General features: G+C 72.1%; 13 protein-coding genes. 3 read left to right on the top strand and 10 right to left on the bottom strand.

Annotated elements, in window-relative coordinates; all coding sequences use genetic code 11:
- Nucleotides 1-13: 13 nt before the first annotated feature.
- Complete coding sequence (gene argB / locus AC07DO_RS15245; RefSeq protein ID WP_479060691.1) at nucleotides 14-907, top strand: acetylglutamate kinase; 894 nt, start codon at nucleotides 14-16, stop codon at nucleotides 905-907.
- A gap of 109 nt (nucleotides 908-1,016) precedes the next feature.
- On the opposite strand, the gene AC07DO_RS15240 is transcribed toward argB, so the two are convergent.
- Nucleotides 1,017-1,562: a GNAT family N-acetyltransferase gene (locus AC07DO_RS15240; RefSeq protein ID WP_479059869.1), complete on the bottom strand. Its 546-nt coding sequence runs from the start codon at nucleotides 1,560-1,562 to the stop codon at nucleotides 1,017-1,019.
- Between the two features lie 283 nt (nucleotides 1,563-1,845).
- Between AC07DO_RS15240 and helR the strand changes: the two genes are divergently transcribed.
- Nucleotides 1,846-4,155: an RNA polymerase recycling motor ATPase HelR gene (helR, locus tag AC07DO_RS15235; RefSeq protein ID WP_479060690.1), complete on the top strand. Its 2,310-nt coding sequence runs from the start codon at nucleotides 1,846-1,848 to the stop codon at nucleotides 4,153-4,155.
- 63 nt (nucleotides 4,156-4,218) lie between these two features.
- Here helR and AC07DO_RS15230 read toward each other — a convergent pair whose 3' ends face one another.
- Together AC07DO_RS15230 and AC07DO_RS15225 are read right to left on the bottom strand one after the other, a co-directional pair.
- Entirely contained in the window at nucleotides 4,219-5,787 is a 1,569-nt protein-coding gene (locus AC07DO_RS15230) for an amidohydrolase (protein ID WP_479059868.1), read from the bottom strand.
- Nucleotides 5,788-5,821: 34 nt separating this feature from the next.
- The gene (locus AC07DO_RS15225) at nucleotides 5,822-6,034 is read right to left on the bottom strand and encodes an MbtH family protein (RefSeq protein WP_150186603.1); all 213 of its coding nucleotides are present in this window, start codon (nucleotides 6,032-6,034) and stop codon (nucleotides 5,822-5,824) included.
- Nucleotides 6,035-6,134: 100 nt separating this feature from the next.
- On the opposite strand from AC07DO_RS15225, the gene AC07DO_RS15220 reads away from it, so the two are divergent.
- A complete protein-coding gene (locus AC07DO_RS15220) occupies nucleotides 6,135-7,259 on the top strand; it encodes an alpha/beta hydrolase-fold protein (RefSeq protein WP_479059867.1) in 1,125 nt (374 codons plus the stop codon).
- Between the two features lie 21 nt (nucleotides 7,260-7,280).
- Here AC07DO_RS15220 and AC07DO_RS15215 read toward each other — a convergent pair whose 3' ends face one another.
- The 7 genes from AC07DO_RS15215 to AC07DO_RS15185 form a co-directional block, all read right to left on the bottom strand.
- Entirely contained in the window at nucleotides 7,281-8,969 is a 1,689-nt protein-coding gene (locus tag AC07DO_RS15215; protein WP_479059866.1) for an ABC transporter ATP-binding protein, read from the bottom strand.
- Nucleotide 8,970: 1 nt separating this feature from the next.
- Nucleotides 8,971-19,947, bottom strand: coding sequence for a non-ribosomal peptide synthetase (locus AC07DO_RS15210; RefSeq protein WP_479059865.1), 10,977 nt, complete (start codon nucleotides 19,945-19,947; stop codon nucleotides 8,971-8,973).
- A gap of 58 nt (nucleotides 19,948-20,005) precedes the next feature.
- A complete protein-coding gene (locus AC07DO_RS15205; RefSeq protein WP_479059864.1) occupies nucleotides 20,006-21,823 on the bottom strand; it encodes an ABC transporter ATP-binding protein in 1,818 nt (605 codons plus the stop codon).
- A gap of 46 nt (nucleotides 21,824-21,869) precedes the next feature.
- Nucleotides 21,870-22,919: an iron-siderophore ABC transporter substrate-binding protein gene (locus AC07DO_RS15200; RefSeq protein ID WP_479059863.1), complete on the bottom strand. Its 1,050-nt coding sequence runs from the start codon at nucleotides 22,917-22,919 to the stop codon at nucleotides 21,870-21,872.
- A 110-nt stretch (nucleotides 22,920-23,029) separates the two neighbouring features.
- Nucleotides 23,030-23,869 (bottom strand): ABC transporter ATP-binding protein, encoded by an 840-nt coding sequence (locus tag AC07DO_RS15195; protein ID WP_479059862.1) that lies wholly within the window; start codon nucleotides 23,867-23,869, stop codon nucleotides 23,030-23,032.
- Between the two features lie 59 nt (nucleotides 23,870-23,928).
- Nucleotides 23,929-24,990 carry a FecCD family ABC transporter permease gene (locus AC07DO_RS15190; protein WP_479059861.1) on the bottom strand — a complete coding sequence of 354 codons (1,062 nt, stop codon included), beginning with the start codon at nucleotides 24,988-24,990 and terminating at the stop codon, nucleotides 23,929-23,931.
- Nucleotides 24,987-26,045, bottom strand: a complete 1,059-nt coding sequence (locus tag AC07DO_RS15185; RefSeq protein WP_479059860.1) for a FecCD family ABC transporter permease — start codon at nucleotides 26,043-26,045, stop codon at nucleotides 24,987-24,989. Before AC07DO_RS15185 ends, AC07DO_RS15190 begins: the two co-directional genes overlap by 4 nt.
- Between the last annotated feature and the right edge of the window lies 1 nt (nucleotide 26,046).

Raw genomic sequence — 26,046 nt, 5'->3', positions numbered from 1 at the left:
CCGTAAGGAGGACATGCAAGGCAGCGTTGTCGTCGTCAAGTTCGGCGGGCACGCCATGGTGGACGCCGGCCTGCAACGGGCGTTCGCCCGGGACGTCGTGGAGCTGTGGCAGGCCGGCCTGCGTCCTGTCGTCGTCCACGGAGGCGGACCTCAGATCAACGCGATGCTCGACCGGCTCGGCCTGGAGACCCGGTTCGAGGCGGGTCTGCGGGTGACCACTCCGGAGACGATGGAGGTGGTCCGCATGGTGCTGACCGGCCGGGTCCAGCGTGAACTGGTCGGCCACATCAACGCACACGGCCCCTTCGCCGTCGGCATGACGGGCGAGGACGCGCACACGATGACGGCCGTACGGCGGGCCGCCTGGGTGGACGACCGGCCGGTGGACATAGGCCTCGTCGGAGACATCGTGAAGGTGAACCCCGGGACGGTACGCGCGCTCCTGGAGCAGGGCCACATCCCGGTCGTCTCCCCCGTGGCACGCGGCGAGGACGGGCAGGTCTACAACGTCAACGCCGACCTCGCCGCGTCGGCGCTGGCCGTGGCCCTCGACGCCGAACGCCTCGTGATGCTCACGGATGTCGAGGGCCTGTACGCGGACTGGCCGCGCAGCACCGAGGTGATCGAGCGGCTGACGGCCGACGCGCTGGACGAACTGCTGCCGGGGCTCGCGAGCGGGATGCTGCCGAAGATGGAGGGCTGCCTGCGGGCCGTCCGCGGCGGCGTGCGCAAGGCCCACGTCCTCGACGGCCGGGTGCGGCACGCGGTGCTGAGCGGCGTACTCGGCGAGACGAGTCCCGGCACGACGGTGGTACCCGACGAGGTCGTCGAGCACGACGAGGGCGCCGAGCGTGACGAGAGCGGCGAGCGTGACGACAGCGCCGAACACGACGAGTGCGCTGTCTGAGCGGCGCACACGAAAACTCCCGCCCCGGGACGTGAACCGGGGCGGGAGCGGTGTCTGTGGCACTGAGACGCGGAGACGCGGAGACGCGTAATGGTCGTCGCGCCGGACCTCACAAACTCCGCGTGAGTATCCGCGCGTTGCGCCGGGGATCCAGGGAGTCGGCCCACGCCGACGGTGCCGTCCGCACGGCCGCGGGCGTGAACCCGTACCGGAGGAACAGGTCTCCCCCGCCCGTCGTCGCCGTGAACAGCGCTCCGAGCGACTTGGCGCGCGCGACGGCCAGTACGGCGCGCATGAGCCCGGCGCCCACTCCGCGGCCCTGCCGGTGCCCGGCCACGCAGAAGTTGTAGAGGACGCCCGCAGGTCCACGGCCCTCCGACGGGTCGGCCGGGTGGACCCGCAGGCCCACGCAGCCTTCGAGGGGGCCGCCGGGTACGGCCATGACGAGGAAGTCGGCGGCCTGGTCTGCGTAGAGCGAGGCGGGCCTCTCGCGCAGCGCCCCCGAGCGTACGAAGGGCTGGGACAGGGCAGCGAGTTCGGCGGCGTCCTCCTCACGGGCCCGGCGCACGACGGGCACCCCGGCGGGCGCTCCCACGGGGAGTTCGTGCGCGGGGAGTTCGCGCGGCGGGGCAGGGCGCGGCGTAGCCGTGATCAAGGCTGTACCTTCCTCGGTTCCACGATGGTTCCACGATCGAACTGGCGAGGTAAGGCTAGCCTTACCTAAGTAGCGAGTCCAGTTGGCGCAGGGCAGCCACGGAGGAGAGAGCCGAGGAGGGAGAGAGGCAGCCGGACCGTCGGTCCGGACACAACAAAGGCAAGAGGGGGAACCCACCTCTTGCCACTCTCAAGTTATAGCCCACAGGGGGGCTTGCGGCAAGGCCCCCTCCGTCCCGCAGAATCACTGGCCCACACCAGTTCCGCGGACATCGGAGACCCTCCTGACCAGCAGCGCGTTCAACCTGCCCGCCAATCTCTCGCCCAAGGCCGAGCCGGCGCTGATCGCTCGCGACGAGCGGCACTTCGCGGCGATGGCGACGTGCCTCGACGAGACCGTCGCCGAGCTCTCCGGCCGTCTCGAGACCCTGCGCAAGGCGCCCGGCGGCATCGGCCGGGAGGCCATGGACCGGGACTCGGAGATCCACCGGCTCAGCAGCCGTCTGCGCGCGCTGCGCCGTTTCGGGCTCGATCTCTGCCTGGGACGCGTCGTCGCCGCGGACGACAGCGACAAGAACCGCGACAAGAACAACGCCGACACCGAACCGCTGTACATCGGACGTCTCGGGCTCACCGACAGCGAGGGCCGACGCCTGCTCGTCGACTGGCGCTCGCCCGCCGCCGAGCCGTTCTTCGCGGCGACCCACGCCAACCCGATGGGGCTGGCGAGCCGCCGCAGGTACCGCTGGACCGGTGGCCGGATCAGCGACTACTGGGACGAGGTCTTCACCCCCGACGGCCTCGAGCACCATGCCGCGCTCGACGACCAGTCCGCCTTCGTCGCCAGTCTGGGCGGCAACCGTTCGGCCCGGATGCGTGACGTGCTCGGCACCATCCAGTCCGACCAGGACGCGATCATCCGCGCGGGCTCCCGCGGGGCGCTCGTCGTCGACGGCGGGCCCGGTACGGGCAAGACCGTCGTCGCCCTGCACCGTTCCGCGTACCTGCTCTACTCCGACCCGCGGCTCCGCCACGACCGCCGCGGCGGCGGGGTGCTCTTCGTCGGCCCGCACGAGCCCTACCTGGGTTACGTCGCCGACGTCCTGCCCAGCCTCGGCGAGGAGGGCGTGCAGACCTGCACCTTGCGCGACCTGGTCGCCGAGGGCGCCGCGGCCGGTCCCGAGAGCGACCCGGACGTGGCCCGGCTGAAGTCGACCGCGGACATGGTGAGGGCGATCGAGAAGGCCGTCAGGTTCTACGAGGAGCCGCCCACGGACGCCTGTACGGCCTCGACGCCCTGGGCCGACGTACGGGTGAGCGCCGACGACTGGGCCGAGGCGTTCCGGGCGCCGGGCCCCGGCACCGCGCACAACGAGGCGCGGGAGCTGATCTGGGAGGAACTGGCGACGATTCTCATGGACAAGCTCGGCATGGGCGAGGAGACGGGTGAGGGGACGGCTGAGGGATTGGGTGAGGGATTGGGTGAGGGATTGGGTGAGGAGACGGACCAGGACGCGGCCGGTGTCTCGCCCGCGATGTTCCTGCGGTCGCTGCGCCAGGACAGGGAGCTGGTCACGACGCTCAACCGCGCGTGGCCGCTGATCGAGGCCGCGGACCTCGTGTCCGACCTGTGGACGGTCCCCGCGTACCTGCGGATGTGCGCGCCCTGGCTCGACCGGGACGAGGTCGCGAAACTGCAGCGCAAGGACGTCCCGCAGGCCTGGACCGTGTCCGACCTGCCGCTTCTGGACGCCGCGCGGCAACGGCTCGGCGACCCGGAGGCGGCACGGCGCAAGCGGCGCCACGATGCCGCCGTCGCCGCCGAGCGCGAGCGCATGGCGGGCGTCATCGACGAGATCCTCTCGGCCGCCGACTTCTCGTCGGCCGGTGACGACAGCGAGGGCGCGGTGCGGATGCTGCGCGGCAAGGACCTCCAGGACACGCTGATCGACGAGAGCGCGCTGCCCACGGAGGACCCGGACCGGCTCGCGGGCCCGTTCCTGCACGTGGTGGTGGACGAGGCGCAGGAACTGACCGACGCGGAGTGGCAGATGCTGCTGCTGCGCTGTCCGTCGCGGAGTTTCACCATCGTCGGCGACCGCGCCCAGGCGAGGCACGGCTTCACCGAGTCGTGGGAGGAGCGGCTCGATCGGGTCGGCGTCGACCGGGTCACGATGGCCGCCCTGAGCATCAACTACCGCACGCCGGAAGAGGTCATGGCGGAGGCCGAGCCGGTCATCCGTGCCGAGATCCCCGACGCCAACGTGCCCACGTCCATCCGCAGCAACGGCGTTCCCGTCGTCCACGGATCCGTCGCGGACCTGGACTCGGTCCTCGACAGCTGGCTCGACGCGCACGACGACGGCGTCGCCTGCGTCATCGGTGATCAGGCCTTCCACGAGAAGTTCCGGGAGCGGTGCCAGGCACCGTCGCGCGTACGGTCGCTGACCCCGGAGCTGTCGAAGGGGCTCGAGTTCGACCTGGTCGTCCTCGTCGACCCGGAGACGTTCGGCGACGGCGTCGAAGGGGCGGTGGACCGCTATGTCGCGATGACCCGCGCGACGCAGCGACTCGTGATCCTCACGAGCCCCTGAAGCCTCTTCCGTACCGTTTACGACCCCGACCCCGTACCGCTTACGACCCCGGGCCCGTCTCGCCTACGCCCCCGTCTCGCGCCCCTCCACGTACGTCGTCACCACCTCGATGTCGCCGATACGTGACGTATCGACACGTCGAGGGTCGTCGCCGAGCACCACCAGGTCGGCGCGCTTGCCCGGGGTGAGCGTGCCCAGCGAGTCCTCCCAGTGGCAGGCGCGGGCGCCGGCCACCGTGTAGGCGTGCAGGGCCTCATCGACGGTGATGCCCTCGTCCGGGCCGATCACCCGCCCCGACCCGGACGCGCGCTCGACCATGAACTGGACGGCCCGTAGCGGGGCGCCGTCCGTGACGGGGCGGTCGGAGCTGCCGACCAGCGGGATGCCGTGATCCAGGAACGCGCGGCCGCGGTAGAGCCAGGGCGCCCGTTCCTCGCCCATGATCGCCGCGTAGTCGTCGCCGAAGCTGTGCAGGAAAGTGGGCTGGACGACGGCGCTGACGCCGAGCCGCGCGAACCGCGGGAGCTGGTCGGGGCGGATCAGGCCCGCGTGTTCGACACGGTGCCGGGCAGTGGGCCGCGGGCGGAGGCGCTGGGCCCGTTCCAGGGCGTCCAGGGCGAGGTCGGCCGCGCGGTCGCCGATGGCGTGGACGGCGAGCTGCCAGCCCGCCAGGTGTCCGTCGACGATCAGGTCGGTGAGCGCGTCCGGGTCGTCCTGCAACTGGCCCGCGTGGCCGAGTCCTTCGTACGGGCTGCTGAGCGCGGCGGTCCGGGCCATCATGCCGCCGTCGGTGTACACCTTCAGCGCGCCCACGGAGAGCCAGTCGTCTCCGAAGCCGGTGCGCAGGCCCAGGTCGAGGGCCCTGGGGAAGCCGTCGTCCTCGTGCGCGGCGACCGGCCGGAGCCGTTCCGCGGCCACCATCAGCTGCACGCGCAGCGGCAGCAGTCCCTCGTCGCGGGCGAGTTGGTAGGCGCCGAGCTCGACCGGGCTGTGGCCGAAGAGGGTGCCGCCGATGCCCGCCTCGGCGCAGGCGGTGACGCCCTCGGCCAGACAGGTCCGGGCGGCCCGCCCTATCGCCTCGGCCAGTTCGCGCTGGGAGTACGGCAGACGCAGCGCGCGGGCGGCACCCATCGCGCCCTCGGCGAGGAAGCCGTTCTCGTGCGGGGTGCCCGGCGGGAGCAGGTCCAGGACGGCGGAGTTGACCACGCAGCCGTGTCCGGAGTCGTGCAGGACGTAGACCTTGTGGCCCTGGCTGACCGTGTCCAGTTCGGCGGCGGTCAGATGGCGGCCCAGGGCCCGCTGGTCGTATCCGGCGATGCTCAGCCAGGAGCCGGGCGAGCGTTCACGGGCCGCGGCCGCCGCCACGACGGCGAGCACGTCGTCGATCCTGGTGCGGCCCGCGATGCTCAAGGTGTCCTCCTTGAGCCCGGTCCAGGCCAGATGCACATGGGCGTCGATGAAGCCGGGCAGCACGGTGGCGCCCTGCAGGTCGATCACGTCGCGCGCGGGCCGGGAGGTCACGGCCGCGTCCAGGCCCGCGATCCGGCCCCGCCGGATGCCCAGGTCGTGGGCGACGGGGTGATCCGGATCCATGGTGAGGAAACGCGCGTTCGTCAGCCTCTTGCAGAGCATCGAAGGAGCCTCTCCACTCGTCGAAGAGGTGCGGTCAGCCCTCCACCGACGCCACGAGGGAACGCGGCCGCAGGTCCGTCCAGTTGGTCTCGATGTACTCCAGGCAGGCGTCCCGCGAGTCCTCGCCGAAGGCGGTCGTCCACCCGCCGGGCACCTCGGCGAAGGACGGCCAGAGCGAGTGCTGCCCCTCGTCGTTCACCAGGACCAGGAAGCGGCCGTCGGGGTCGTCGAAGGGGTTGGTGCTCATGTGTCGGTGCCTCCTTGGGCGGTACAGAGGATTTAGGTTAGGCTCCCCTAATTAAATGCGAGCTTAGCCTTACTTCCTTCCCTCTCACAAGGAGACGTCGATGCGCCCCGCGGCCGACACCGGGAACGCCTTCGCCGAGTACGGACTGTCCGGCGAACCCGGCACCGAAGCCTTCTGGTCGGCTGCCCAGAGCCCCGTCTCCGTACCGGCCGACGACAGCAGTTGGCGGACCCTCTTCCTGTGGCGCGGGCCGCGGGCGAGCATCGGCTTCGAGAGCTGGTCGGAGCCCGTGCCGCTGACCCGGTGGGCCGACACGGACTGCTGGTACGCCGAAGTGCGCATGCCCGCGCGGCTGCGCGTGACCTATCAGTTCCTCGTGGGCGAGGGCGAGGGCGAGGGTGACGGCGAGGACGCGTACGCCGACCCGCTCAACCCGCACGGTGCCGGTGGCGACCGCTCCATCGCCGTGACCCCCGACGCCCCCGCCCAGCCCCACTGGCCCGCCGTCGGAGCCGACGACACCCTCCCCCTGCCCGGCACCCGGATCCGCTGGGCCAGTGCGCGGCTCGGCGGGCGGCGCACCGTGCGCGTCCACGCGGTGGGCGGCGGCGGGCCGTTGGTGCTGCTGCTCGACGGGGACGACTGGCTCTATCTGCACCCCGCCATGACCGCCTTCGAGTCGGCCGTCGCCTGCGGTGAGATGGAGCCGGTCACCCTCGTCTTCCTGCCGTCCAAGGACAGGCTGGGAGAGTTCGGGTGCAGCCCCGCGCTGTGGGAGGCGGTACGGGACGAACTGCTGCCTCTGGTGGCCGACAGCGGCGTGCACGCGGAGCCCGAGCGTCTCGTGGTCGCCGGGCAGAGTCTCGGCGGGCTCAGCGCGATGTACGCGGCGCTGGACTTCCCCGACCTGGTGTCCCGTGTGGCGTGTCAGTCGCCGTCGTTCTGGTGGACGCCCGACGCGATGGCGTCGGACGACCCGCTGGGCGGCCCGGTCGGCGGCACCATCGCCGCGCGGCTGCGCACGGAACGCCCCGACCTGTCCGGCCTGCGCATCGCGTTCGACCTCGGCGAGCACGAGCCGCGGATGCTCCCGCACTGCGAGCTGACCGAGACGCTGGTCCAGGAGGCCGGTGCGACCGTGCAGGTGTCGCGGGCGGCCGCCGGCCACGACCGGGCGGGCTGGCGGCACGCGCTCCTCAGGGACGTCGCCTGGGCCCTCGCCTGACGCATGCCGTGAGGCAGCCCGTCACCTCGCCACCGCCGTGCAGTAGGCCTCGTCGGTGGCGAGAAGGTTCCGGTGGCTGTCCTCCGCGGTGATGACGCCGTCGTCCAGGACGAGCACGCGGTCGGCGGCGTCCAGCATGGCCGGGCTGCTGGTGATCACGACGGTCGTACGGCCCCGGCGCAGCTTCGCGACGTTCCGCGCGATGAGCTGTTCGGTGACGGCGTCCACCGCCGTCGTCGGATTGTGCAGGACGAGGACGTCCGTGTCGGCGGCCAGCGCGCGGGCCAGGGAGAGGCGCTGACGCTGTCCTCCGGAGAGGTTCGCTCCCCGATCGCGCACTCCGTAGTCGAGGCCTTCGCGGTGCAGGGCGACCACGTCGGTGAGCATGGACGCCTCGACGGCCTCGGCGATCGTCCGGCTGGTGCCCGACGGGTCGATGTTCGAGCGGAGGGTGCCCGCGAAGATCTCCCCGTCGTACGGGTTCACCAGCATGTGCTCGCGGACCGCCTCGACCGACAGGTCCGCCATCTCCCGACCGCTGACCCGCACCACACCCTCGTACGCGTCCGGCGGCACGTTCATCGCGAGGACCGACGCCAGATCGGCGACCGCGCGCGGCTGGTACCCGGCGATCGCCACGAACTCGCCCGCCGCCACGGTGAACTTCAGCTCGCGCAGCGACCCGTACCGGACGCAGTCGATCTCCAGGTCCCCGCCCGCGGCAGGGCGTCCGGCCCCGGGGGCCGTCACCGGGGGCGCGGTGAGGACGAGTGCCATCCGCTCGGCCGACGCCCGCGCGATCATCACGTACTTGGGCATCTCCGAGAACATCTTCAGCGGTTCCATGATGAACTGCGCCAGGCCGACGGCCATGACGAGTTCGCCGATGGTGATGCCGCCGTCGAAGGCCAGCCAGCCCGCCGTCAGGGTCACCGCGGCCGCGAGGACGGCGTTGAGTGCCTGGGCCGTGCCCGCGTACACGCCGTTGACCTTGGCGACGGTGACCGCCTGGTGCTTGGCCTCCGAGCTGACGGCCCGGTAGGAGCGGAACGCCGCGTGGTTGCCGCCGAAGCCGTGCAGCGGGCGCAGGCCGCTGATCAGGTCGGCGACCTTCGCGCCGGCGCGCGCCACCCTGGCCTGCTGCTCGCGCGTGCTGGACCCGATCCGCTTGGACATCACGCTGAGGATCGACAGGATCGCGACGGTTCCCACGATCACGAGCAGCCCGAGCCGGTAGTCGGCCATGCCGAGCGCGACCGCCGCGACGAGCACCGCGACCAGTGAGCTGATCAGCAGCGGCACCACCTCGATGATGTCGGCGGTCTGGTCGGCGTCCTCGGTGGCGATGGTCAGGACCTCGCCGGACTTGAGGTCGACGTCCCTGGCCACCGGCTGGAGCCCGCAGGCGGCGACCTTCACGCGCCAGCGGTGTGCCTCGGTCGTGTTGGCCTTCTGGAGGACGCGCATCCCGAACCGCCACGACAGCGAGACCGTCGTGATGATCACGGCGAGCGCGCCGATGGAGAGCGCGAGCGCGCCGAGGGTCCTGTCGTCCCGCATCGTGTGCTCGACGATCATGCCGAGCGCGATGGGGAACGCCGTCTCGCCGGCCTGGTAGAGGCCCATGAGGACGGTGCCGAGGACCATCGCGCCGACGTTGCGGCGCAGTGCGGTCCGGAGGATGTCGGCCCCCGGTCGAGGCGGCTTCATGTCAGGAGTTGACGGCGTTGTCGGCGTTGTCATGGTCGTCATCGAGGTGGCGGGCAATCGCTTCCGGGGTTCGCAGGGTGAAAAGGTCTCGGATGGTGATCACAGGACCGTACTCGCGGCGGAGCAGCCCGATCAGCCGTACCGCCAGCATCGAGTGTCCTCCGAGGGACACGAAGTCACTCACCGCGCTCACCTCGTCGTCGTCGAGGTCCAGTGCTTCGGCGAAGAACTCGCAGACCACGGTCTCCGTCTCGGTCCGGGGACCGCGCTCCCCCGCCGTGGTCAGCGCGCCGAGGGGCTTGGCCTCCGGCAGCGCCTTGGTGTCGGCCTTCCCGTTCACGGTCAGCGGGATGCTGTCGACCTCGGCGAAGTGTGTCGGACGAAGGAAGTCCGGCAGGCCGGTGCCCACGTCGGCGGCGACGGCGGCCAGGTCGGCGCCGTCGAGCACGAGGTAGGCGGCGAGCCGGTACGCGCCGTCGACCTGCGGGTCCGGCTGGGCGACCGCGGCGGCGAACCGCACCGCCGGGTGCGCGGCGAACGCGGCCTCGACCTCGCCCGGTTCGACGCGGTGGCCGCGGATCTTGACCTGCTGGTCGGTGCGGCCCAGGTACGTCAGGTTCCCGTCGGGCCTGCGGAACACCAGGTCTCCGGTGCGGTACATGCGCTCGCCGGGGGCGCCGAACGGGCAGGCGACGAAGCGGTGGGCGGTCTGCGCGCACTGGCCGAGGTAGCCGCGCGCGATGCCGACGCCCGACACGTACAGCTCGCCGGGGACGCCGTCGGGCAGCGGCCGCAGCCACGGGTCGAGGACGTACACGTCGGTGTTGTCGATGGGCACGCCCACCACCGGGTCCTGGCACTCGAAGGTGCCGACGCCGAGGGTGTTGATCGTGTACTCGGTGGGGCCGTACAGGTTGTAGCCGACCGTGCCCTCGGTCTCGGCGAGCCGCTGCCACAGGGTCGGCGTGACGGCCTCACCGCCGAGCAGCACGAGCGCCGGGCGCCGCTCCGGCTGGTCGAGCAGGCCCTCGGCCACCAGCTGCTGCGCGTACGTCGGGGTGACGTTGATGACGTCGATCCCGTGCTCCAGGCAGTACTCGACCAGGCCGGGCGCGTCGCGGCGCAGCTCCTCGTCGCAGATGTGCACTTCGTGTCCGTCGGCGAGCCAGAGGAGCTCCTCCCACGACATGTCGAACGCGAACGACACGGTGTGCGCGATCCGGAAGGTCCGGTGGCCGTGCTCGGCGAGGACCGGTTCGAAGATCCGCCGCTGGTGGTTGATGAGCATGTTGGTGAGTCCGGCGTACTCGGTCACCACACCCTTGGGCTTTCCGGTCGATCCCGAGGTGTAGATCGTGTACGCGGGGTGCCGCAGCCGGTCCGGGTCGTCGGGGTCGAACGTCACGAACGGTTCGGCCGCCGGAAGCGGACGGTCCAGTTCGATCAGGCCGTCCGTCGCGCGCAGGGCACCGGTCAGCCGGGGCGAGACCGCGCTCACGGTGAGGATCGCGTCCGGGCGGGCGTCCTCGACGATCGCCGCGATCCGGTCGTCCGGGTGGTCGAGCTCCAGCGGTACGTACGCGGCGCCGACGCGCAGCACCGCGAACAGCGCCACGATCGAGTCGAGGGAGCGCGGGATCGCGAGCCCCACCGTCGTCTCCGGGCCCAGGCCGCGCCCGGCGAGCACACCGGCCACCGCGCGGCTGCGGTCCCGCAGCTGGGCGAAGGTCATCGTCGAGCCGTGCGCGACGAGGGCGACCCGCTCGGGGTCCCGGTCGGCCGCCCGGTCGAACCGGTCGACGACGGTGTCCGTGCCCACCTCCGTGCGCTCGGCGGGCTCGGGGTCACGGCCGAGGCCGGGCAGCGCGCCGAGGGGGCCCGTCGCGCGGGCCAGGTCTTCGAGTACGCGCACGTAGTCGTCGAGGAGGCGGCGGGCGTTGTCGGTGTCTCCGTAGCGGTGCTCCAGCTTGACCGTGAGCTGGTCGCCGGGCGTCACGACCCAGGTGAACGGGTAGTGCGTGGAGTCGTCGGCCCGCACGGAGGTGATGCCGTGCCGGGCGTTCATCTCGGCGAAGGCGTCCATGTCCAGGAAGTTCTGGAGCACGAACAGGTTGTCGAACAGGGTGTCGTGGCCGCTGGCCCGCTGGATCTCGCCGAGCCCGAGGTGCTCGTGCTCCATCGCCTCGACCCTGGCCGTCTGTACGGCCGACAGGTAGTCGCCGACGGTGTCGTCGGGCCGCGCCTTCGTCCAGGTCGGCACGGTGTTGAGGAGCACGCCGACGACGTCGGAGAGGCCCTCGCCGTCGCGGCCGGACACGGTCACGCCGAACACGGCGTCGCTGCGGCCCGTGCGGGCGCCGAGGAGGAGGCCGAACGCGCCGGTGAGGACGGCGTTCAGCGTGACGCCGTGCTGCTTGGCCGCGTCCTTCAGGAGGTCGGACTGTTCGGCGGTCAGCCGGTGCACGAGCGCGGGCGGCAGGTCCTGCGAGAGGGCCGGAGCGGGTCCGGCGAGCAGGGTCGGTCCCGGGACGCCCGCCAGGTGCTCCGCCCAGAAACGTTCCGACGCCGCGGAGTCCCTGGCGTCGAGCGCCCTGGCGTACTCCTCGAAGCCCGGCGTGGCCGGGGCCGTGTCGAACGGTTCGCCCGCCACCACGGCGTCGTACGCGTCGAACAGGTCCCGCAGCACGATCTCGCGGGACCAGCCGTCCCAGAGCAGCAGGTGGTAGCTGAGCAGCAGTCCGTCGTGGCCGCCGGGCAGGCGGACCACGGTGAGGCGGATCAGCGGTGCCTCGGCCGGGTCGAATCCGGCGTCGCGGTCCCGGGTGCGGAACTCCTCGACCGCCGCGTCGTCCGCGAGCTCCACCGTGCGGACGTCGACCCGCCGTCCTGCCTTGAGGACCTGGATCGGGTTGCCGTCGTCGTCGGTGGTGAAGCCCGCGCCGACCACCGGGTGCCGCGCGATCACGTGCGCCATGGCCTCGGCCAGCGCGTCGGCGTCCAGGCGCCGCTCGAAGGTGAACCAGCTCTGCGCGACGTAGTGCCCGGCCGCGCCCGCCATCTGGGCCTGGAAGAACAGGCCCCGCTGCAGCGGTGTGACCGGCGCGGTGCGCTCGGCGGTCGCGGAGGCGTCGGCGATGCGCTCCAGGGCGGTGAGCCAGTGCTCGGTGACGGCGTCGGGGATGCCGTCGGCGAGGGTGAAAGCGGTGTGCAGGCTGCCGGTGGCGTCGTCGGTCCAGGCGTTGACCTCGACGGCGTACGGGCTGCCCTGGTCGCCACCGGTGACGTGCACCGCCCGCGACTCGCTGCCGCGGCCCAGGTAGTTGAAGAGGACCTGGGGGCGGCCGGTGAGCAGCGGCGCGGTCTGCGGGTTGAGGTACTTCAGCTGCCCGTACGCGACGTGGCCGCGCTCGTCCGGCTGGCGCTCGGCGACCTCGTGCGCGGCGGCGACGGGGTCGGTGTGCGCGGTGAGCCGTACGGGCGCGATGGAGGTGAACCAGCCGACGGTACGGGTGTAGTCGTGCTCTTCGAGGGCCGGGACGCGGCCGTGCCGCTCCAGCTCGACCGCGAGGTCGGTGGGCGACGGCTGTACGTGGGTCAGGGCGGTGCGGAGCGCGCCGCACAGCAGCTCGGTGAGGCCGACGCCGAGGGCGGCGGGCGCGGTGCGGGTGAGGCGGTCGCTCGTCTCGGGCGGCAGGACGACGGTGGTCCCGCGCAGGTTTCCGGTGTCGGCGCCCGGCAGCAGCGGGGGCGCGTCGAGCGTGCTGATCCAGTGCGGAAGGCCGTCGGTCACCTCGTCGGAGGCGGCGCGGAGCGTCAGCGCGTCGGCGTACTCGGCGTAGGACGTGGTCGGCGGCGCCAGGTCCGCGCCGCGCACGGCGGTGGCCAGGTCGTCGAGGAGGACCAGCCAGGACACGGCGTCGACGGCTATGTGGTGCACGGTGACGACCAGGGTCCGGCTCGCCTCCAGCCACGAGAACGCGACGACGTCCCCGGTTGTGGGGTCGAGCCGTCCCGCGGCCTCGTCCGCGGCGGCCGAGGCGTCGGCGGCGTCCGTGCGGACGACGGCGACCTCGCGTGCGGGTTCGGTGCGCAGCGTCCATACGCCGTGCTCGACGCGCAGTCGCGTCCGCAGGGCCGGGTGGGCGGCCACGACGGCGTTCGCGGCGCGCTCGGCGTCGGCGAATCCGGTGCCCTCGGGGGCCTCAAGGGTCCTGGCCTGGACGAACCGGTCGAGGGATCCGCCCAGTTCGCGCTGGCGCAGGATGATCGGCGTCGGCGCGAGAGGGCCGTCCTCGCGGCGGGCGGGGGACGCGAGGGCGGGCGCCGCGGCCCGCGGTGCGCTCGAACCCAGGTGCCCGGCGAGCGCGCGCGGCGTCCTGAACAGGAAGACGTCACGGGGCGCGATCGGCAGGCCGAGCGCCCTCGCGCGGTTGATCACGGTGATGGCGACGATGCTGTCGCCGCCCGCCACGAAGAAGTCGGTGTCCTCGTCCACAACGGCGGAGCCGGGCAGCGTCTCGGCGAAGAGGGCCACCAGCGAGGCGAGCACGGAATCGCTCGCGACGACGGAGGGGTTGCCGTCCTCTTCCGCGGCGCGCTCGGCCAGCGCCTTGCGGTCCAGCTTGCCGTTGACGGTGAGCGGCAGGGCGTCGACCGGCAGGACCCGGCTCGGCACCATGTGCACGGGCAGCTTCGCGGCGAGCAGGCCCGCGAGGTCGCCGGGCACGCGGCCCACGACGTGCGCGACGAGGTGGTCGCCGCTGTCGGCGACGGTGACGGCCACGTCGACCACGCCGTCGAGCTCGCGGAGCGCGGCCTCGACCTCGCCGAGCTCGATGCGGAAGCCCTTGAGCTGCACCTGGTCGTCGGCACGGCCGGCGAACTCCAGCTCGCCGTCGAGCGTACGGCGGGCGAGGTCGCCCGTGTGGTACATGCGGGAGCCGTCGTCGGTGAACGGGTTCGCCACGAACCGGCCCGCGGTCAGGCCGGACCTGCCGAGGTAGCCGAGCGACACCTGGTCGCCCGCGACGTAGATCGCGCCGACGCGGCCCGGCGGCACCGGCCGGAGCCGGTCGTCGAGCAGATAGGTGACGAGGCCGGGGATCGGGCCGCCGATGGGACTGACGTCCTGGCCGCGGGCGAAGTCCTCGTCGGTCAGCACCCGGTGCGTGACGTGCACGGTCGTCTCGGTGATGCCGTACATGTTGACCAGTTCGGGCGACGCCGTGCCGTGCCGCTCGACCCAGCCGCGCAGCCGCCCGAGGTCGAGCGCCTCGCCGCCGAAGATGACCTTCCGCAGTGCGGGGAGCGGTTCACCGGCGTGCCGGTCGGCCTCGATGAACTGGTAGAACGCCGACGGAGTCTGGTTGAGCACGGTCACGCCGCGCTCGCGGACGAGCCGGTGGAAGTCGACCGGGGAGCGGGTCAGAGCGTACTCGGGCACCAGCAGCTCACCGCCGTGCGCCAGCGCGCCCCACAGCTCCCAGACGGCGAAGTCGAAGGAGAAGGAGTGGAACTGCACCCATACGTCGTGCGGCCCGAAGCCCATGTCGGGCCGGGTGTTGGCGAGCAGGGTGACGACGCTGGAGTGCGGTACGACGACGCCCTTGGGGCGGCCGGTCGAGCCGGAGGTGTAGATGACGTACGCGGGGTCGTGCCAGCGGGCCTCCCCCCGCGCGGGCCCGTCCGTGGCGGCTTCCCGCGGCGTCTCGTCCCCCTGGACGAGCACGCGGGCCGGTACGCCCGCCCGCTCCAGGAGCCCGGTGAAGCGGTCGCGCTGCTCGCGGTCGACGAGGACGACCTGCGGGGCGGCGTCGGCCAGGATGTACTCCAGGCGCTCGTCCGGGTACGCCAGGTCCAGCGGTACGTAGGCACCGCCCGCGGAGACGATCGCGACCAGCGCGACGACCTGCTCCACGGAGCGCGGGACGGCGACGGCGACGCGCTTGCCGGGGCCGACCCCGGCGGCGCGCAGCCCTGCCGCCACCTCGTTCTTGGCGTCGGCCAGTTCGCCGTACGACAGCGCCCTGGTGCCGCCGTCGAGTGCGCACTGGGTGACGGCGGTGGCCGCCGGGTCGCGGCGCGCGGCGGCGTCGAAGAGGCCGCCGAGGGTCGTCGGCTCGATGTGCGCGGGCCGCCGGGCGTCCTCGGGCACCAGGTCGCCGACGACGGCGTCCGGGCGCGTGAGCAGGCCGGTGAGGGCCAGGGTGAAGGTGCGCAGGATGTCCTGGGCGGTGCTCTCGCCGACGAGTTCGCCGTCGTGGATGAGGTTGAAGCGCGGACGCCCGTCGAGGGCGCGCTCCACGACGAGGGTGAGCGGGTAGTGCGGGGCGCCCTCGTTGACGATGTCGGTGATGACGAGCTCGGCGTCGGGGGTCCGCAGGCTGTCCACGTCGGTCGCGACGTCGAACACCACGAGGGTGTCGAAGAGCGAACCGGCACCCGCCCGGCGGCCGATCCGCGCGAGCGAGACGTGCTGGTGCGGCAGCACGGCGCTCTGGTGCTCCCGCACCCGGGCGAGCAGGTCGCCGGCCGTGGTCGTGCCGGTCCAACGGACCCGTACGGGAATGGTGTTGATGAACAGGCCCACCATGTCGCCGATGCCGGGCACGTCCGCGTCGCGCCCGGACACCGTGGAGCCGAACACCACGTCGTCGGTGTGCAGGATGCCGCCCAGTGTCACGGCCCACGCACTGTGCACGGCGACGCTCAGCGGCACGCCTGCGGCCCGTACGGCCGCGTCGACGTCGTCCTCCGCCTCGATGGCCGTGTCGGCGAACCGGTCCGACGGGGTGTGCCCCTCGGCGACCAGTGACGCCCCGGGCAGCCCGGCGAGTTCCTCGCGCCACACCCGGTCGCTCTCGTCGTCGTCCCGTCCGGCGAGCCAGCGCACGTAGTCGGGGAAGCCGCCGACCGGGTACACGGTGCCCGGCGCGTGATATTCGGCGAGGAGCGCGCGCAGCATCGGCGGCACCGACCAGCCGTCGGCGATGATGTGGTGCACGGTCTGCACCAGGACGGTGCGGTCGTCGCCCGCCCGGACGAGCGTGTACCGCATCAGCGGCCCGGTGGCCAGGTCGAATCCGGCGCGGCGGTCCCGCTCGGCGAGGTCGCGTATCCCGGCGTCCGTGATGCCGGGGCGGTCCACGGTCGTGAAGGGCGCCTGGACGCCGTTCTCCAGGACGGAGACCACGCGGCCGTCGGCGAGGGCGGTGAAACGTGCGGCGAGGTTGGGGTAGAGCGTGAGCAGCCGGGTCGCGGCGGCGGCGAGCCGGTCCGCGTCCACGGGCCCGTCGAGGGTGAGCAGTTGCTGCTCGACGTACGCGCCCGCCGAGTCGTCGTCGAAGACCGAGTGGAAGTACAGGCCTTCCTGGAGTGGGGTCAGCGGCAGGATGTCCCGCAGCTCCGGGCCGTCCAGACTGTCGACGTCGGCCTGGGTGAGCGGCACCAGGGGGAAGTCGCTGGGGGTGTGGCCGCCCTCGTCGAGCGCGGCCAGACCGGCGAGGGCCACGCGGAAGTAGCCGCCGAGCGTCGCGATGTCCTCGTCGGTGAACATGCCGTCGGGCCAGGAGACGGTGGTGACCAGTTCGTATTCGCCGCCGGCCGAGCCGGGTTCGGCGATGGCGTTGAACTCCAGGGCGCGCGGCAGGCGCATGTCCGGGTCGCGCTTCTCGCCCAGCTGGCCGGTGGCGCCCGTGAGCTGCCACTCCCCCGCGGCGCCCGCGTCGAAGCGGCCCAGGTAGTTGAAGAGCACCTGGGGGGCGGGGGCGTCGAACGGGGTGTCGTTCAGGTAGCGGAGGGCGCCGTAGGAGATGCCGTTGCTCGGTACGCGGGACAGGTCTTCCTTGACCGCCTTGAGGGCGGCGGCGAGGTACTCGGGAGCGGTGAGGTCGGGGGCGGTGCCCGGGTCCACGGTCACCGGGAACAGGGTGGTGAACCAGCCCACGGTGCGCGAGAGGTCCGGCTCGAAGCCCGCGCTGTCCGCCACGTACCGGCCCTCGCGGCCGTGGCCCTCCAGCTCGATGTGCGCGAACGTCTGGTCCTGTCCGAGGTCGCGGCGCCACCGGGCGAGGGCGACGGCGAGCGCGGTGAGGAGCACGTCGTTGACGCCCGCGTGGAACTTGGCGGGTATCTCGCCGAGGAGGGCGGCCGTGACCTCGGGGCCGACGGAGACGGTCTGGATCCGTTCACGTGCGACGGTGTCGGCGGCGGTCAGCGCGCGCCGGCCCACCGGCTGGTCGGTGCCCGGCAGGGGCCGCCGGAAGTAGTCGAGGTCGGCCGCGAAGTCCGCACGCTCCAGGAGCTGCGTCCAGCGCCGGAACGACGTGCCGACCGGGGGCAGTTCGACGGGCGTGCCGGAGGTGAACTGGCGCCACGCCGTGGCCAGGTCCTCCATCAGGACCCGCCAGGACACGCCGTCGATCACCACGTGGTGGGCGACGACGACCAGTTGGTGCTCGGCGCGGCGCCAGACGGCGCGGAGCATCACGCCGTCGTCCGGGTCGAGCCCGTCGGTGGCGAGCTCGACGCAGGCGTCCAGCGGCCGGTCGCTCTCCTGCCACACGGCGGCGGCGGTGCGGTCGGCCTCCGGGATGTCGAAGCTCCAGCGGTCGCCGCGCACGAGCTTCGCGCGCAGCATGTCGTGCCGTCCGAGGACGGCGCCGAGTATCTCGTCGAGCGCCTCGGGGGTGAGTTCCTCGGGGGTGTTGAGGACGACCGACTGGACGAAGCCGTCGACGGCGTCGGTGGTCTCGCCGAGCCACTGCACGATGGGCGATCCCACGACGGCGCCGGTCGCGACGTCGCCGTGGTCGGCGGTGGAGACGTCCTCACGGCTGGCGACGGCGGCCAGGGCGCCGACGACGCTGTGGGTGAAGATCTGCCGCGCGGTGACGTAGAGCCCGGCCTCGCGCAGTGCGCTCAGCAGCGAGATGGTCAGGATGCTGTCGCCGCCGAGCTGGAAGAAGTCCTGGTCGACCCCGACTTCGTCGAGCTGAAGCACCGCGGCGACCGCCGCGCAGACCACGCGCTCGTTCTCGGTGGTGGGCGGGGCGACCGCGCCGGTGGCGGTGGAGGGTTCGGGCAGCGCCTTGCGGTCGAGCTTGCCGTTCGCGGTGAGCGGGAACGCGTCCATCACGACGATGTGGGTGGGCACCATGTACTCGACCATGTGGTCGACGGCCCACGCCTTGACCTCGTCGGCCCGCAGGGTCTCGTTGCCGGCGGTGGGGATCACGTATCCCACGAGGTAGGTGCCGCCCGCCGTGTTCTTCTTGGCGACGACGCAGGTGTGGCGTACGCGCGGGTGCTCGGCGAGGCCGGCCTCGACGTCCTCGAGCTCCAGGCGCATGCCGCGGATCTTGACCTGGTTGTCGGCGCGGCCGAGGAAGTCCAGGGTTCCGTCGGGCGCGAACCGGGCGAGGTCGCCGGTGCGGTAGAGCCGGGACCCGTCAGACGCGAAGGGGTTGGCGACGAAGCGGGAGGCGGTCAGGCCGGGCGCGTTGACGTAGCCGCGCCCCAGGAGGAGGCCGCCCGCGTACAGTTCGCCGCCGACCCCGACCGGGACCGGGCGCAGCTCGTCGTCGAGGACGTACAGCTGGGTGTTGGGGTTGGCCCTGCCGATGGACGTCGACAGGCGCTCGGCCTCGCCGCGGTAGATGACGTGCGAGACGCCGATGGTCGTCTCGGCCGGGCCGTAGCCGTGGTAGAGGGGGATGGCGAGCTGGGTGCGGAAGCGCTCGTACAGCTCGGGGGTGAGCACTTCGCCACCGCACCAGACGTGGCGCAGGGTGTCGAGACGGCCGGAGTCGCCCGCCATCTCCAGGAGCACGTCCAGCATGGACGACACGAGGTACGTGAAGGTGACGCGCTGCTCGGCGATGACGCTCAGCAGGTGGTGCGGGTCGCGCTCGCCGCCGGTCCGCAGGACGACGAGGCGGCCGCCGCTGACCAGGGGCAGGAAGATCTCGTTGATGGAGATGTCGAACGAGAGCGGCGCCTTGAACAGGGACGCGTCGTCGTGGCCGAAGTGCAGGATCTCGTCGACCTGCCAGAGCAGGCGTTCGCTGATCGCCGCGTGCCGGATCATCGCGCCCTTGGGCCGCCCGGTCGAACCGGACGTGAAGATCACGTACGCGAGTGAGTCGCCGTCCACGGAGATGTCGGGCTCCGTGGTGGGCAGGGAGGCGAACGCCCAGTCGGCGAGGTCGACGCCGACGGCTTCCGGCTCCCGCGGGTCGTGCTCGCCCGAGGAGTTGAGCTGCAGGACGACGCGGGCGTCCTCGATGACGACCGAGCGGCGCGCGGCGGGCCACTGCGGGTCGAGCGGTACGAAGGCGCAGCCCGCACGGACCACGGCGAGCAGTCCGATCACCATGTCGGCGGAGCGGTCCAGCGAGATGCCGACGACCTGTTCGGGGGCGAGGCCGCGGGAACGGAGGTGGTGGGCCAGCTGGGCGGAGCGTTCGGCCGCCTCGCGGTAGGTCAGCGAGCGGTGCTCGTCGACGATGGCGACGGCGTCCGGCCTGGTGCGGGCCTGCTCGCGGAACATCTCGACGATGGTGGGGCGGGTCCGGTCCGCGCCGGTGTCGTTCCACTCGGCGAGAGTCCTGAGGCGTGTCTCCGCGTCGGCCGGGCCGATGGTGCCGAGGGGCCGGTCGGGGAAGTCGGCGAGGTCGTCGAGTGCGAGCTGCGCGTCCTCGGGGTCGGCGCCGTCGGGGACGGGGATGTGCCAGCCCTGGGTGCCGGCTTCCCGACTGCCGGGCCCCGTGCCGCCGTTGTCGACCCAGCCGAGGACGTCGGCGAAGAGCGTGCCCGGAGTGAGCTCGACGCCTTCCGGACTGCGGCCGGTCGCCCAGTACGACAGGCCGATGGCGCAGGCATCGGCGATGGTCCGGTCGGAGTAACCGCCGGCACGCCGACGCACATCGGCCAGGCGGTGGGGGGAAAGCAGCACGAGGCGAGCGCTCGGTTCCATCATCGAAGACACAGCGTCCCTTCCAGGTAATCGCAGTTAGGCTAACCTAAATTAGGGTCGCCTAACTACCCTCTCGCCAGGCCCGCCACAGTCGCGCGTACCGTCCGCCCAGTGCCACCAACTCGTCGTGGGTGCCCTGCTCCACCACACGCCCCGCGTCGAGCACGGCGATCCGGTCCGCGGCCATCGCCTGGGTGAGCCGGTGCGCCACGAACAGCGTCGTACGGCCCGCGCACGCGGCAAGCACGGCACGCTCCAACTCGGCGGCGCCCTCACTGCCCGCCTCCGCGGTCGACTCGTCGAGCACGACCACCGGCGCCCGGCCCAGCACGAGGCGGGCCAGCGCGATCTGCGCGATCTTGGTGACGTCCAGGCGCTCACCGCCCTCGCCGACCGTGGTGCGCAGGCCCTCGGGCAGCGCCTCGACCCAGCCGTGCGCGCCCACCGTGCGCAGCGCGTCCATGAGTTCGGCGTCGGTCGCCTTCGGGGCCGCGAGCCGCAAGTCGTCGGCGAGCGGGCCCGAGAAGACGTGCGTCTCCTGCGTCAGGATGCTCACCAGAGCACGCGCCCCGGCCTCGTCGAGACCGCCCAGGTCGTGCGCGCCGATGCGCACCGAACCCGTCTGCGGCGTCCCGATGCCCGCGATCAGCGCGGCCAGCGTCGACTTGCCCGCGCCCGTCGCGCCCACCAGCGCCAGCGAACCGCCCGCCGGGATCGTCAGGTCGACGTCCCTGAGCACCGGTTCCTCGGTGCCGGGATAGGTGAACGTCAGGCCCTCCACCGTCACCTGATGCGGCACGTCGTCGGCCACGGCGACGGATGTGTCGCCCACGAGCCGCTCCTCGGCCGACTCCCCCAGCACCCCGACCAGGCGGGTGAGGCTGGCGCCCGACTTCTGCGCCTCGTCGAAGGTGAACATGATGGCGCCGAGCGGGGTGAACAGGCGGTGGAACATCAGCGGGGCCGCGGACACCTCGCCGAGACTGGCGGCGCCGGCCTCCAACAGGGCGTATCCGACCACGAGAATGAGGACGAGCCCGATGAACTCGGCGCGGTTCTCCCGGCCCACGAACCGTCCGAAGAACCGGAACACGTCGATCCCGAGGTCGCGCACCCGCCAGGACTCCGCGGTGACCTTCTCCCGTACGTCGTCCTCGAGGCGGTACGCACGTACGGTGTCGATCCCGTTGAGACCGCTGATCAGCGCCTGGGCACGGTCGGCCTGGGCCACCCGCTGTTTGCGGTAGAGCGGGGCAGAGCGCGGCAGGTACCAGCGCAGGGCCAGCGCGTAGGCGGGGAGCGCGGCGGCGCCCGCGAGGCCGAGCCGCCAGTCGAGGCCGAACATGCCGACCGTGGCGATGAAGACCAGCACGCTCGCCGAGAACACCGTGGGGATGGCCGTGCGGATGCCCTTGGACAGCACGGCCACGTCGTCACCGACCCGGGAGAGCACGTCCCCGCGGCCGACCTGCTCGATCCGCGCGCTCGGCATGCCGAGCACCGCACGGACGGCGCCCTCGCGCAGCCGCGCGAGCAGATCCGCGCCGAGGCGTCCGATCAGATAGGTCGAGGCCGCGGTGGCCACCGCACCGAGCAGCGCGGCGACCCCCATCAGCACGCCGATCGTGACGAGGACCGAGCGCCCGTCCCCGCCGACCACTGCGTCGACCACCCGGCCGAGGAGCAGCACCGGCAGCACCTGGAGCGCCGCTCCGGCCACCGTGGTGAACACGGTGGCCGTCGTCAGCCACGGGACTTCGCGGCAGTGGGCCGAGACCCACCGGGTGGCCTCGCGTCCGGACGCGGTGCGCAGCGTCGCCGGGGCGGCGGGCACCCCGGTCGTGGGGGTTGCGGTGGTGGATGTTTCGGCGGTGCTCACACGTGGACCAAGTCGAGCCGGGGACGGGGGAGGTGGAACGTCACTGCTACTCGACCGACTTGACGAGCTCGTCGATCGCGTACGGGAGGGACAGGACGGTGCCCTGCGACATCGCGGCGCCGACCGCCGGGCCCTCGCTGTCCAGCAGGTAGGACACGTTGCCCTTCTTCACCGCGTCCAGGTTGGCGAACAGCTTGAACTTCTTCAGCGCCGCCGTGTCGGCCTTGTCGTTGATGACGACGATGCGGTCGACGTCGACCAGGTCCGTGCGCTCGGGCGAGAGTTCGGTGGAGAACTTGCCGCCGGCGATCTTGTCGATCTTCGTCTGGTACGTGAAGCCCATGCCCGTGAGGAGCCGTCCGCGCACGTCCTTCGAGGTGAACGGGTTGATGGAGTCCTTGTACCAGGACAGGGCGACGGAGGTCTGGTTCGCGAACTTCGGGTGCGACTTCTTCGCCTCGGCGAGCTTGTCCTCGATGCCCTCGACGAGCTTCTTGCCCTCGTCCTCCTTGCCGAGCGCCTTGGCGATGTGCACCGCGTTGTCCTGCCAGGGGGCGCTGAAGAGCTCCTTCTCGCCCTTGGTGCGGCCCACCGTCGGGGCGATCTGCGAGAGCTTGTCGTAGGCGGCCTTGTCGATCTCGGAGTACACCGCGATGATCAGGTCCGGGCGCAGGGCGGCGATCTTCTCGTAGTTCGGGCCGGAGTCGCCGTTCTTCATGATGACGTCGGGCTTGGTGTCGCCCCACTTGTCCTTCACCCAGGGCCACTGGGTGTTGATGTCGGGGGACTTGCCCTCCGGGTTCGGGTACTGGTCGACCATGCCGACCGGCTTGGTGCCGAGGGCCAGGGCGGTCTGGTCGTCGGTGTAGCCGACGGTGACGACGCGCTTGGGGGCCTTGGAGACCTTGGTGGACCCGAACGCGTGCTCCACGGTGACCGGGAACGTGCCGCCGGCGGCGGCCGCCGGGGTGGTGTCGTCCGCCTTGTCGTCCGAGTCGGAACCGCAGCCCGCGAGGAGGCCGACACCGAGCGCCGTGGCGGTCAGTACGGCCGCCAGCCGCCGGGGCTTCGTGAGCGTCGTTCGGTGGAGGAGCATCCGCATTCCCTTGCTGTCGCGCTGACCGCTGCACCCCGGACTCAGGGCAGCCAAACCTTATCCCGAGGAGATGAGGTTAGCCTAGCCTTACCCACCGTTCCGCAGTGGGGTCAGTCGAGTTGGACGTGCGTACGACCGATCGGCACGATCAGCGGGCGGTCGCCCACCGGGTCGTCGACGACCCTCGCGCGCAGCCCGAACGCCTCCTGCAGCAGCTCCGCGGTGATCACGTCGCGCGGATGCCCCTGCGCAAGGATCGCACCCGCCTTCATCACGACGAGGTTGTCGCTGTACCGCGTGGCCAGATTGAGATCGTGCAGCACCATGACCACGGTGCGTCCCGACTCGTGCAGATCGTCGACCAGGTCGAGCACGTCGATCGCGTGCGCCAGGTCCAGGTACGTGGTGGGCTCGTCGAGGAGCAGCAGGTCGGTGCCCTGGGCCAGGGTCATGGAGATCCAGACGCGCTGGCGCTGGCCGCCGGAGAGCGAGTCGACGGGGCGGTCCGCCAGGTCGGAGACGCCGGTCATGGCCAGCGCGCGCTCCACGACTCCGGCGTCGTCCGAGGACCACTGGCGCAGCCAGCTCTGGTGCGGATGGCGCCCCCTGGCGACCAGATCGGCCACCGTGAGCCCCTCCGGCGCGACGGGCGTCTGCGGCAGCAGCCCCAGCTTCTTCGCCACGTCACGGGTCTTGAGCTTGACGATGTCCTGGCCGTCCAGGACGACCGAGCCGCTGGCCGGCTTCAGCAGCCGCGTCAGGGTGCGCAACAGGGTCGATTTGCCGCACCCGTTGGGGCCGATGATCGTCGTGATCACCCCGGGCGGGATGGACACGTCGAGGTCGTCGATGACGGTACGGCTGCCGTATCCGACCGAGACGCCCCTGGCGGCGAGCCGCGCGGCGTCCTGGACCGCCGGCTCGATCTCGGTGATGTACTGAGCGACCACAAGCCCCCCCTAATGTTAGGTTTGCCTCACCTTTGTACCAGCTATGCGAGCCGAGCCCGCTATTTGAGGTTCGCCCGCACCAACAGGTAGACGAGGAAGGGGCCCCCGATCGCGGCGGTGACCACGCCGACGGGGAGGTTGTTCGGCAGCACCGTGCGCGCGATCAGGTCGGCGCCGATCAGGAGCAGCGCCCCGAACAGACCGGACGCGATCAGCGGCGGCGTCGGACGGCGCGTCAGACGCATGGCCACCTGGGGCGCCACGAGCGCGACGAACGGGATCGGCCCCGCCGAGCTCACGGCCACGGCCGCCAGCAGCACCGCGCACAGCAGCAGCACCGCACGCACCCGCCCGAAGCGGACACCGAGCCCGGCGGCGACGTCGTCACCGAGGTGCAGCGGCTTGAACTGGAACGCGGCCGCGGCCACGACGACCAGCAGGCCGAGCGAGCACCAGAGCGCCACCCACACCTGGTCCCACGACCGGTTCTCCAGCGAGCCGACCAACCACGCCTGGGCGCGGGCCACATCCCTGATGTCGGCGGAGACGAGGAGCCAGGTGGTGATCGCCTGCGTCACAGCGCTCACCGAGATCCCGATGAGGATGAGCCGGAAGCCGTCGACCCCGCGCCGCCACGCCAGGAAGTACACGAGCAGGCCCGTGCAGAGGCCACCGGCGAGCGCCGCTGCGGAGAGCCCGATGGAGTCGACGACCGCCGCGGCGGCCCCGCCCGACACCGTCACCGAGAACACCGCGACCGCGCCGGCGCCGCCGGTGATGCCGAGAATGTCGGGGCTGGCCAGCGGGTTGCGCGCGACCGACTGCGTGATCGCGCCGGAGACCCCCAGCGCGATCCCCACGACGAGCCCGGCCAGGGCGCGCGGCATCCGCAGGTCCATGATCACGAATTCGTCGACCTGCTCGCCGCGGCCGACGAGCGTGGCCAGCACGCGGGAGAGGCCGATCGGGAAGTCGCCGACGCTGATGGACAGGCAGAACACCAGGAAGGCCGCCGCCGCGAGCACCAGCGTGACGAGGACGAGCCAGGGCCGCCAGACGAAGGACAGGGAACCGAGCCGCACGCCCGGCGTCACCGCGGGCTTCACATCTGTCTCGTTCATGCGTTCTTGAACTTTCCTCGCCAGACCAGGACCGCGAAGAACGGCGCCCCGAGCAGGGCCACGACGACACCGGCCTCCAACTCGCCGGGCCGCACCACCAGTCGGCCCACGATGTCGCAGACCAGCAGGACGACCGCGCCGAGCAGTCCCGCGTACGGCACCAGCCAGCGGTAGTCCGGCCCTGTCAGGTAGCGGGCCACGTGAGCCACCATCAGGCCGAGGAACGCGATGGGGCCGCAGGCCGCCGTCGCCGCTCCCGCGAGCAGGGTGATGGCGAGGATGCCCACGGTCCGGCTGAGCGCGATGTTCACGCCGAGCCCCCGCGCCACGTCCTCGCCCAGGTTGAGCAGGTTGAGGGCGGGGAGCGTGGTGAGGGCGAGGACGAGACCGACCGCGATGAACGCGGTCACCGGCCAGATCACGTCGAAGTCGACGCCGGCGACGGAGCCCGCGTTCCAGAACCGCAGGGCGTTCAGGGACTGCTGGTCCGAGAGGGAGACGGCCGTGGTCATCGCCGCGAGGAACACCGTGATGCCCTGCCCGGCGAGGGCGAGCGTCAGGGGGTTGCCGGCTCCCCGGCCGATGCTCGCGAGGCCGAACACGACGACACCGGAGACGGCCGCCCCCAGGAAGCCGAACCAGACGTACTGGAACGGGCTGGAGAACCCGAACACGGCGACCACCGTCACCACGGCGAACGACGCGCCGGCGTTCACGCCCAACAGGCCCGTGTCCGCGATGGGGTTGCGGGTGTACCCCTGGATGAGCGCGCCACCGACACCGAGCGCGATGCCCGCCACCACGGCGAGCACCGTCCGCGGCACGCGCACGGTCTGCACGATGAGCCGGATCTCGGTCAGCCGCTGGTCGGACTCCGGTCCCGCGAACAGCCCGTGCCACACCTCGGCCGGGGTCAGCGCGCGGGCCCCGACGGCCAGCGACGCCGCCGCCGCGATCACCAGGACCGCGGCGAGGACGGTCAGACCCACGACCCGCCGACGACGGGACTCCGTTGGGCCCCTCGGCACGGGGCGCTCCACTGCAGTCGTGCTCATG

This window comes from Streptomyces sp. NPDC045678, from assembly GCF_056432085.1.
The sequence above is the reverse complement of the archived record's forward strand: the minus strand, read 5'-3'. Positions and strand labels throughout refer to the sequence as shown.

Excerpts from the sequence above, each read along its gene's own strand:
- argB (WP_479060691.1), top strand. The coding sequence starts at position 14 with ATGCAAGGCAGCGTTGTCGTCGTCAAGTTCGGCGGGCACGCCATGGTG.
- AC07DO_RS15230 (WP_479059868.1), bottom strand. The coding sequence starts at position 5,787 with ATGCTCTGCAAGAGGCTGACGAACGCGCGTTTCCTCACCATGGATCCG.
- AC07DO_RS15225 (WP_150186603.1), bottom strand. The coding sequence starts at position 6,034 with ATGAGCACCAACCCCTTCGACGACCCCGACGGCCGCTTCCTGGTCCTG.
- AC07DO_RS15220 (WP_479059867.1), top strand. The coding sequence starts at position 6,135 with ATGCGCCCCGCGGCCGACACCGGGAACGCCTTCGCCGAGTACGGACTG.
- AC07DO_RS15215 (WP_479059866.1), bottom strand. The coding sequence starts at position 8,969 with ATGAAGCCGCCTCGACCGGGGGCCGACATCCTCCGGACCGCACTGCGC.
- AC07DO_RS15210 (WP_479059865.1), bottom strand. The coding sequence starts at position 19,947 with ATGATGGAACCGAGCGCTCGCCTCGTGCTGCTTTCCCCCCACCGCCTG.
- AC07DO_RS15200 (WP_479059863.1), bottom strand. The coding sequence starts at position 22,919 with ATGCTCCTCCACCGAACGACGCTCACGAAGCCCCGGCGGCTGGCGGCC.
- AC07DO_RS15190 (WP_479059861.1), bottom strand. The coding sequence starts at position 24,990 with ATGAACGAGACAGATGTGAAGCCCGCGGTGACGCCGGGCGTGCGGCTC.
- AC07DO_RS15185 (WP_479059860.1), bottom strand. The coding sequence starts at position 26,045 with ATGAGCACGACTGCAGTGGAGCGCCCCGTGCCGAGGGGCCCAACGGAG.